At 38.5% G+C, this 9,346-nt stretch carries 9 protein-coding genes and 1 pseudogene; 5 read left to right on the top strand and 5 right to left on the bottom strand.

Annotated elements, in window-relative coordinates:
• The 3 genes from PX484_RS08050 to PX484_RS08040 all read right to left on the bottom strand — a co-directional run.
• On the bottom strand, positions 1–636 hold a 636-nt coding region (locus PX484_RS08050), incomplete at its 3' end, for a glycosyltransferase family 2 protein (protein WP_288103398.1).
• Entirely contained in the window at positions 633–1,058 is a 426-nt protein-coding gene (locus PX484_RS08045; RefSeq protein ID WP_287767452.1) for a GtrA family protein, read from the bottom strand. The genes PX484_RS08050 and PX484_RS08045, both read right to left, overlap by 4 nt.
• A gap of 70 nt (positions 1,059–1,128) precedes the next feature.
• On the bottom strand, positions 1,129–2,940 hold the full coding sequence (locus PX484_RS08040; protein ID WP_287665329.1) for a thiamine pyrophosphate-binding protein: 1,812 nt from the start codon (positions 2,938–2,940) through the stop codon (positions 1,129–1,131).
• 217 nt (positions 2,941–3,157) lie between these two features.
• On the opposite strand from PX484_RS08040, the gene PX484_RS08035 reads away from it, so the two are divergent.
• The 5 genes from PX484_RS08035 to PX484_RS08015 are packed head-to-tail and all read left to right on the top strand — an operon-like array spanning position 3,158 to position 8,133.
• On the top strand, positions 3,158–4,342 hold the full coding sequence (locus PX484_RS08035) for an FkbM family methyltransferase (RefSeq protein WP_149989815.1): 1,185 nt from the start codon (positions 3,158–3,160) through the stop codon (positions 4,340–4,342).
• Between the two features lie 26 nt (positions 4,343–4,368).
• Complete coding sequence (locus PX484_RS08030; protein WP_149989816.1) at positions 4,369–5,550, top strand: FkbM family methyltransferase; 1,182 nt, start codon at positions 4,369–4,371, stop codon at positions 5,548–5,550.
• Positions 5,551–5,602: 52 nt separating this feature from the next.
• Positions 5,603–6,325 carry a class I SAM-dependent methyltransferase gene (locus tag PX484_RS08025; RefSeq protein WP_216644410.1) on the top strand — a complete coding sequence of 241 codons (723 nt, stop codon included), beginning with the start codon at positions 5,603–5,605 and terminating at the stop codon, positions 6,323–6,325.
• The gene (locus PX484_RS08020) at positions 6,273–6,986 is read left to right on the top strand and encodes an HAD family hydrolase (protein ID WP_353845712.1); all 714 of its coding nucleotides are present in this window, start codon (positions 6,273–6,275) and stop codon (positions 6,984–6,986) included. Before PX484_RS08025 ends, PX484_RS08020 begins: the two co-directional genes overlap by 53 nt.
• Positions 6,987–7,035: 49 nt before the next feature.
• Complete coding sequence (locus PX484_RS08015; protein ID WP_046662594.1) at positions 7,036–8,133, top strand: N-acetylneuraminate synthase family protein; 1,098 nt, start codon at positions 7,036–7,038, stop codon at positions 8,131–8,133.
• A gap of 41 nt (positions 8,134–8,174) precedes the next feature.
• Here the strand turns inward: PX484_RS08015 and PX484_RS08010 are convergent, their stop codons facing one another.
• Entirely contained in the window at positions 8,175–9,230 is a 1,056-nt protein-coding gene (locus PX484_RS08010; RefSeq protein ID WP_287767475.1) for a class I SAM-dependent methyltransferase, read from the bottom strand.
• A pseudogene (locus tag PX484_RS08005) lies at positions 9,214–9,346 on the bottom strand (IS30 family transposase); the annotation flags it as partial. The gene PX484_RS08010 and the pseudogene PX484_RS08005, both read right to left, overlap by 17 nt.

Here is a 9,346-nt window from a genome sequence, read left to right as displayed (position 1 = left end):
ATAGTATCGATAGAAGTTGTAACTACTAATACCCCGTTTTCGCCGTTGTTGTTGATACTCAAAAGAGAAACTTTCAAAACCCAACTCTTCAATGAGTCCCCTAAAATAGGGATAGGGATCGTTAATCTCTCGTAGAACATTGATGACTTTCTGATCGTATAACCCGAAACCTGTAAAATTTCTAGTAACTCTTATATCTGAAAGATTATCCATTAAATAATAAAAAATTTGTCTAGCAAAATAGAAAAAAGCCCCTTCTTTCATCGGAGTTTTAACCGCTTTAACAACTTTATAGCCTTCTTCCCACTTCTTGACAAATTCTAGGATTAATTCGGGAGGATCTTGCAGATCTGCTACAATAGGAATAACCGCATCTCCGTAACACTGAAGAATCCCATAGTAACCAGAACGAACGGGACCGAAATTTCTAGCATTGACGATGACCTTTACCCCGGGGTCTTTTTGAGCAATTTTTTTTAATTCATCTACAGTTTGATCTTGGGAAGCGTTATCGATAAAAAGATGTTCATACTCATAGTTAGGTAACTGATTAAAGACTTCTTTAACTCGCAGGTAAAGGTCTTCAATATTTCCTTCTTCATTATAACAAGGGGTCATTACAGTAATTTTTTTCATTGTGATCCTTCCCTAAAAACAAATAGTTTCATTAAAATAAAAGAGATGACAGCCATGGGAAGAACCAAGATAGCACCCGCGATTAACATTTTAGTTTTTTGCTCGATGCCAATATCAATAGCATCAACAATTCTCAGGGCCTCAACGTTCAAGAGAAAAGTCACCACATAAACTAAGACAAAACGAAAAATCAATTTGTTGTTTTTGCTACCAAAAACTAACTTTCCCGTGGTTTGAAAGTTAAATAAAACTCCCAGAATGGTAGCCAGCAAGACAGCGTACTTATAATTTAGTCCTATCAGTATAAGACTACCATATAAAAAATAACCAAACAGGGTATTTATTGCACCAACCAGCAAAAAACGGGCAAATTTATGTTTTTTAATCAGGTTAACCAATTTAGCCTTTTTGAGAATATACATTACTTACAAGTGAACCATCCATCAATAAAATAATAAGATTCTGTCCGGTGAGGGAAGTATTTTCTAATCATTAATTCTCCACCGGTGGAATTAATAAATTGCTCAAGAGTTCTTCCCTATCTAAGAAAGGAGCCATATCCTCTAGGGGGGATGAAACCATTTTGCCATCAGGTAGTTGTCTTGAACTCAATTTAGGCTCAAATAACTGTTGGGTATCTAACATGATTTCACACACCACTGGACCGGGTTGCTCAAGTACCTCGATCAGTTGAGACTGAAAATCAGGAGAATTAATTCTTGTCGCAGGAATGCCATAAGCTTCAGCAACTTTAACAATATCAGGAAAGGACACGCCACTCTGAGAGCTTTCCCCAACTAGCTTGCCAAAAAAGTTAATCTGTGTTGCTCTAATCGATAGATAACCACCATTATTAAGAACAAAGATTTTGATAGGAAGTTGGTGGTGGACGACGGTTTGGAGTTCTTGGATATTCATCTGAAGACTACCATCTCCAGCAAAACAGATAACCCGTTTGCCTTGTTGAGCGATGGCTGCCCCCACGGCAGCCGGCAGATCGTACCCCATTGAGGCACTGCCAGAGTTAGAAAACAATTTTTGTCCTTTTTGGATAATTGCTGACTGAAAAGTAACAACACAGGCCATCCCATCACCACAGACAATCACATCATCCTTATCTAAACACTTAAATAAGGTATTCATCAAATGATAGGGATTAATGGCATTTTCTTGGGACTGATGTTTTTGGGGTAAAAAGATCGGATAACGTTGAACCCTTTCTTGGCACCAAGCCAACCAATCAGAATGACTTTCGGGGTCGAAATTATCTTCATCCAATTGGCGGTTTAATTCTTCCAGAAAAACTTTCACATCACAATGAATTGGGAGGTCAGGTTTAACTGTCGGTTTGTCTAATTCTGCTTGATCAGCATCCACTTGAATCTTAAAGGCACAGCGAGCAAAAGACTGCCAATTGTAACTGACTTGACGAATATTTAGACGGCTCCCAAGAATCAGTACAGTTTCTGCATTTTGAACGGTAAAATTGCCAGGGCGATCACCAATTGTACCAGGACGACCACAATACAAAGGATTATCAGAGGCGATTATATCATGAGTCCAAGCCGTAGTAACTGGGATTCCCAACCTTTGGATAACTTTCTCAAAAATTTCAACAGCACCGCCAATTCGCACACCGCTGCCTGCCATAATCACAGGTCTGGGAGAGTTTTTCAGCCGACTAATTACCTCACGGCATTGTTGTTGAATTAACGGTAAATCCCATAGTTCTCCATCCTCTGAGGGGTCGTAACCTTGTAATTGACTTTCATCAATTTTACTGGATTGTACGTCAATGGGAACATCAATCCAGCAAGGGCCCGGACGACCGGAAACAGCTAAATGTAGAGCTTTTTCTAAATGGAATCGAATCGATTGGGGATCATCAATCAGAACGGCATACTTCGTAATTCCTTTAACCATGCTAACAATATCTGCTTCCTGATCCCCCAGTTGTCTCAACTGAGGAAGGTTGTAGGTTGCTAGGCAGGTTTCTCGCTTCACCTGTCCCGATACTATCAGCATAGGAATAGAATCTGTCCAAGCACCAAAAACTCCATTTAAGGCATTAATACCCCCCGGTCCGGTGGTGACATTAATACACCCGATCTTGCCAGTAACTCTAGCATAAGCTTCTGCCGCCATGGCACAGGCTTGTTCATGGTGACAACAAATATAACTCAAGCCTTGGCATCGCCCGATGGCATCGTTGAGGTGCATGGCGCCGCCACCTGTCACTAAGAAAATATGATGAACGCCTTGATTGACAAGGGTTTGGGCGATATAATCGGCAACTCTAATCATTGTTTTGATGCCATAAATCCAGTTGATTATGATTATTATGACTCTATTGAGTCTATTTAGCAATTTTATAGATTATCCTTGACAAGGATAGTAATCTGGTGTACCCTGAGCAACAATCCCGTTTAAACTGCCCGACGAACAAACACTAGAATCTTTGTTACCCTGTTACACTAAGTAATTGGGCGAGACTAGCTTTATTTCCCTAAGATGGTAACTTATGTCTTCTTCTTTATTACTCGAATTAGAAAATTTACTCAAAAAACCAATTGCTTCTATAAAAGATTATGAAAGTTCTCTTTTCGAGCAATTGCTCGAAAAATCTCAAGGACAGATTGTGTTGTTTGGTGCTGGCAACTTAGGCAAAAAGTGTCTTGCTGGTTTGCGGAGTGTTGGCATAGAACCAGTGGCTTTTGCTGATAATAATGCGGCTATCTGGAATACAAAGATTGAAGGGGTTGAGGTTCTTTCTCCTGAAACTGTGATGAAAAAATATGGCGATAATGTCTTATTCCTAGTGGCTATTTGGAGTATAGGAAGAGACCGCAGTTTTATCACAATTAGAAATCAATTACAAAAAATAGGTTTTCTCAATGTCGCTTCTTTTATCGCTCTTTTCTGGCGATATAATCAGTTTTTTTTACCTTACTATTTCATCGATTTGCCTCACAAAATTTATGAACAAGCCGAGGATGTCATCGCCGCTTTTATGATTCTACAAGATGACTACTCAAAAGAACAATATCTTAATCAACTAAAATCTAGAATATTATTAGATTTTGACTGCTTGTCAGCTTACAAAGAGATCACTTATTTCCCTGGTTTTTTGTTATCTGTAATCAACCAAGAAGTGTTTATTGATTGTGGTGCTTTTGATGGGGATACCGTTCAATCTTTAGCGGCTATCAATGCGGGTGCTATAGGAAAAGTAATTTGTTTTGAACCCGATCCTCAGAATGTTGAAAAGCTCCAGCATTCTCTATCTAATTTAGATAGCACAATTCGAGATAGAATAATTATTTATCAAAATGCAGTAGGCAAGCAACGAGAAAAGCTAAGATTTTCAGCAACAGGTTCGGGTGCATCTGCAATTTCCAGCAAAGGAACTTTAGAAATAGAAGCAATTTCTCTTGATGAAGTTCTAGCTAATGAAGCACCAACCTTTATTAAAATGGATATTGAGGGGGCGGAAATAGATGCAATTATGGGAGCAAGAGAGATTATCAAGAATCATTCCCCAATTTTGGCAATTTCAGTTTATCACCAACAGGATCATTTATGGCGAATTCCCTTATTAATCAAGAGTATGTGCCAAGATTATTCTTTCTTTCTTGAACCCCATCTGCACGATGGTCAAGATGTCATTTTTTATGCTATTCCTAATTCTCGCTTTACCCAACCTTAACCAATACATTAGATACTTAACAGCCTATGACTTCCGACTTATTAGTTGATCTTAAAAACCTTCTAGCAAAGCCGATTGATGCCGTCATCAATTATGAAACCTCTGTTTTTGGCGGGTTGTTAGAAAAATCTCAAGGACAAGTTGTTTTATTTGGCTCTGGCAACTTAGGAAGAAAGTGTCTTAAAGGTTTACGGAAGATTGGCATAGAACCAGTGGCTTTTGCTGATAATAATGCGGCTATCTGGAATACAAAACTTGAGGGAGTTGAGGTTCTTTCCCCTGAAATTGCTGCTCTTAATTATGGTCAAAATGCTTTATTCCTTATTACCGTCTTTAATCGAGAGAATAGCCTGAATTTGATTCAGGAGCAATTACATCAATTAGGGTGTCAAAATGTTGCCCTGTGTGCCGTCTTTTTTTGGTGCCATCCACAAGAATTTTTGCCTCATTTTTATCTTGACTTACCTCACAAAATTTATGAACAAGCGGGGGATGTTATCGCAGCTTTTGATCTTTGGCAAGATACAGAATCTAAGCGGGAATATTTGAAGCAGATTAAGTGGCGAATTTTGCTAGAGTCTGATGGTTTATTTTCGTCTCAGGAAATACAATATTTCCCGAGTTTCCTAAGGCCTCTTTTAAAAAAAGAAGTTTTTGTAGATTGTGGCACTTTTGATGGTGATACGCTGAAGACATTTATTGATCTTCAGGGAGATTCAATTGAGAAAATAATTTGTTTTGAACCCGATCCAATTAATGTAAAAAACTTAAAAGCATATCTTTCTAATTTAGATCATCAGCTTCAAGACAAGGTGATAATTTACCAAAATGCTACAGGTAAAGAACGAGAAAAACTGAGATTTTTAGCGGCCGGTTCAGAAGGATCGGCAATTTCCAGTCAAGGAAACTTAGAAGTAGATGTAGTTCCCCTTGATGAAACTATTGCTGATGAAGCACCAACATTTATCAAGATGGATATTGAAGGTGCAGAAATCGATACTATTCTGGGAGCAAGTAACATAATCGAGAAATATACTCCTATCTTGGCTATTTCAACTTATCATTTACAGGATCATTTATGGAGACTTCCCTTATTGGTAAATAGTATATGCAGTGATTACTCTTATTTTCTTATACCTCATGGTGAGAATGGTCTAGAGTCAGTTTTTTATGCTATTCCCAATTCTCGCTTTACCAGCGAAGCCTAATTGCCGTTAATTTGAGGAGAAACTCAATTCAATGTCGTCTAACTCTGTAGAGATGCCTGATCCCGTTTCTGAAATGCTCATCCCCACCCTAAACTTGATGGGGTTTATGACTGCTTGGATAGATCCTTATACCGAAGCTTTTGTCAAGTTTGCTCCCTTGGCTCCCAAAGCTTGTCTTGATATCGGAGCAGCTTACGGGATCGCAAGTTTAGCGGCTTTAGCAACAGGAGCGGAAGTGATTGCCTGTGATCCAGATCGGCGGCATCTAGAAATTTGTCTTCAAAAAACACCTTCTCACCAAAAAAATCGTCTTAGATTGTTACAAGGCTCTTTACCCGATCAGATTAATCTGGAGGAGGAAAGTTTGGGAGCCATCCTTTGCTCAAGAGTCCTACACTTTTTAACCGGGACGGAAATTGAGCAATCAGTCCGTAATATGTCCCGTTGGCTTTGTTCTGGGGGTCGAGTTTATTTGATTGCCGATACTCCCTATAATAGATTTTTAAAATCATTTTTACCTATCTATGAAGAAAGAAAGCATCGGGGCGATTTTTGGCCAGGACAAATTGATAACTTTCCCCAATTTATGCCCACAGAACTGGCTCCCAATTTGCCTAACTTTTTTCATACTCTAGATCCAGATATATTAGCGCGTGTCTGTACCCAGATGGGTCTTATAGTTGAGAGAAAAGGGTTCATTTCCCGTATCGATTACTTACCTGATGCTCAAGATGATGGTCGGGAGGGAGTTGGGATTATTGCCTATAAACCTTAAAACTGATATGAAAATCCAAAACATATTTTTTGATCTAGATGGTACACTCATTAATTCGTCAAGGGGAATTAAATATTCTCTAACAAAGGCGTTGTCATCTGTACTTCCAGACTTTGCTCTAGATCAGATTTCTACAAGCTTAATTGGCCCCCCTGTGGCCGAAATGTTCAAACAGATAATCGGCAATGCTGATCTAGATTTGATTGATGATTTAACCCGGGAGTTTCGCAAAAGCTACGATAGTGAAGGTTGGGAAAAAACTGATATCTATGAAGGAGTTGTGGAAACTCTTTGCCAATTGTCCGACTTTAATATTACAATGTTTATTGTTACTAACAAGCCTAGCCACCCAACCTTTAAGATTTTAGATCATCTCCAGATGCTACATTTTTTTGCCGATGTTATATCTCCAGATACGGGAACTCATCCCTATTCCTCTAAATCGGCAATTTGTCAACATATCTTGACAAAGTATCAAATCAATCAACAATCTGCTATCTTGGTGGGAGATTCTCGTGATGATGCTCAGGCAGCCAAATCCTGTGGACTTAGTTTCATTGCCGCCACCTATGGCTATGGAAAAGTACACGAATCTGAAACTTCCGAGCAGTTATGTAAAATTTATAGTTTTCCCGAATTGATAGGTCTAATCAAGCATTAGCTTTTCATGCAAGGGAATAATAAAGTCTAATTTTAAGGAGGATTATCCAATGTCTATTAACCGCGATATTTTTGACGAACTCTTTGTTTTAGAACTTGCCAATAATCATTGGGGGAGTTTAGAGAGAGGATTAAAAATCATCACCGACTTCTCTAGAATTGTTAGGTTTAATAATGTCAGAGCATCGATCAAGCTTCAATTCAGAGATGTGGACAATTTCATTCATCGAGATTTTCGGGACAGGACTGATATTCGCTATATCAAAAAAACTCTCGATACAAAAATGACAGAAGATGATTACGCAACTCTAGTGAAAGCAGTACGTCAAGGTGGATGTATTCCGATGGCGACTCCTTTTGATGAAAAGTCTGTTAATCTTTGTGTTGAACTGGGGATCCCCATTATTAAAATCGCTAGTTCAGATCTCAACGACTGGTTTTTAATTGAGAAAATCGCCGAAACTCGCAAACCGGTAATTGTGTCAACGGGAGGTTCTTCTCTCAAGGACATAGATGATTTAGTCATCTTCTTTGAAAATCGTAATGTTCCTTTGGCTATTAACCATTGTGTTTCTCTCTACCCTTCCGAAGATTCTGAGCTAGAGATGAATCAAATTGATTATTTAAAAAATCGCTACCCCAATCATGTCATTGGTTTTTCAACCCATGAATATACTGATTGGACATCCTCAATGCTGATAGCCTACGCTAAGGGTGCGAGAACTTTTGAAAGGCATATCGATATTGAGATGGATGGAGTCCCTGTCTCTCCTTATTGTTCCTTACCCGAACAGGTCGATATTTGGTTTAAAGCTTTTCAAAAAGCTAAGGAAATGTGTGGCGCGCCTGGTACTCAAAAAAGAATGCCCCCTGAAAGAGAAATTAAGTATCTTGATGCGCTGGTTCGAGGGGTTTATGCTAAAAGAGATTTGCCAGAAGGTTACATTCTCAACCATGACCGCATCAATGAAGATTTATATTTAGCGGTTCCCCTCCAGAAAGGACAGATTTCTTGCCGGGAGTTAATGTCAGGAGAAATATTAACTAGGGCTTGTAACAAGGATGAACCCATTATGATTGACTCCATTGATAGCCCTTATTCAACTAATGATAGTCTCAGAAAGATTATCTATCAACGGGGTCTTTAATTTTGAGAAAAAGGTGAACTAATTGCTAAGTTCGCCTTTGCTCATCTCAATAAAATAACCTGGTTAGGCAGAGCCATTTTTTGGATAGCATTGTAAATAGCTTCTTGAGATAAAATTGAGGTTACAATAATCGGCTGTCTCATCTCTCTTAATTGAATTTCATGAGGTGATAGTACCGTAATCCCTGAAATAACACTACCTTGATTAATGGGATTTCCATCAACAAAAGCAACTATATTGGCTTTTGCCAGTGAAGTTTCGGCCAGTAGTTTCATGGCTAATTGTCCCGTTCCCCAAACAATAACATCGGCAGCATCCTCTAACACTGACTGTAATTTAAGATCAATATCAGTCATAATTTTTTTGGAGCTTTCAATATAAAGCAGGATTCTTTGTTTGAGCATTTTGTCCTGAGCAATTACCAATTCCGATGAATTAGACTCTTGCTTCTGCCAAAAGCTATAAATGGCTGGATAAGACATCCCCGGAGAGACATCAAAAACTTTTTCTCCGATTAACTTATTGGTCAATCCAAATTGAATTAATAAATTTGACAAATGGGGATGATAAAAATGATTAATATGTTCAGTATTAAAATCTTGAAAAGGGGCAAAAACATGATCAACATATCCCGAGGCATTGGGAACTTCTACATATAGATATCCCCCTACTTTTATTAATTGTTCTATTAATTTTACAGAAAATTTCAGATCCTGTATATGCTCTAACACATGAGAAAGAATGACAAGATCAAAATCTCCTAAATCTTGAGGCGGCGTAAAAATAGAACCAGCATAAGCTTCTATTCCGTAAAGCTGTTTTGTATTCTCAACACAAGCAGGAGATGGATCTAAACCACATAAATTGTTATATCCTAGTTTTTTAAGATAGCCTAATAAACCACCATTGGCACAGCCAATATCTAAAATGCGAACGCTCTTATCCGGTAAAAATTCAGCAATACATTCAGCCGTTTTTTGAAGTCGGGCGGCATCATAGGGAGACTCCCCTCCTCCCGTAGCGGTTTTTTTGTCCTCGTATTTGGATAATTTGGCGTAAAAAACATCATAATCGGCCAATTCAAGTCTGAATTGCATCACTGTCTGATCTATCTTTATAGAATACCTCATTCGGGGTACGATAGTCAAGACATTTTCGAGGACGATTGTTAATCAAGTTTACGGCTCTTTCCACCTCCTCTGGCTTAACGATT

The organism is Microcystis sp. M49636_WE2 (genome assembly GCF_030065375.1).
GTDB lineage: Bacteria > Cyanobacteriota > Cyanobacteriia > Cyanobacteriales > Microcystaceae > Microcystis > Microcystis aeruginosa_C.
This window is presented reverse-complemented; position numbering and strand designations above follow the sequence as displayed.

Coding starts and splice junctions, on each gene's coding strand:
- PX484_RS08045 (WP_287767452.1), bottom strand. CDS start 1,058: ATGTATATTCTCAAAAAGGCTAAATTGGTTAACCTGATTAAAAAACAT.
- PX484_RS08040 (WP_287665329.1), bottom strand. CDS start 2,940: ATGATTAGAGTTGCCGATTATATCGCCCAAACCCTTGTCAATCAAGGC.
- PX484_RS08035 (WP_149989815.1), top strand. CDS start 3,158: ATGTCTTCTTCTTTATTACTCGAATTAGAAAATTTACTCAAAAAACCA.
- PX484_RS08030 (WP_149989816.1), top strand. CDS start 4,369: ATGACTTCCGACTTATTAGTTGATCTTAAAAACCTTCTAGCAAAGCCG.
- PX484_RS08025 (WP_216644410.1), top strand. CDS start 5,603: ATGCCTGATCCCGTTTCTGAAATGCTCATCCCCACCCTAAACTTGATG.
- PX484_RS08020 (WP_353845712.1), top strand. CDS start 6,273: ATGCTCAAGATGATGGTCGGGAGGGAGTTGGGATTATTGCCTATAAAC.
- PX484_RS08015 (WP_046662594.1), top strand. CDS start 7,036: ATGTCTATTAACCGCGATATTTTTGACGAACTCTTTGTTTTAGAACTT.
- PX484_RS08010 (WP_287767475.1), bottom strand. CDS start 9,230: ATGCAATTCAGACTTGAATTGGCCGATTATGATGTTTTTTACGCCAAA.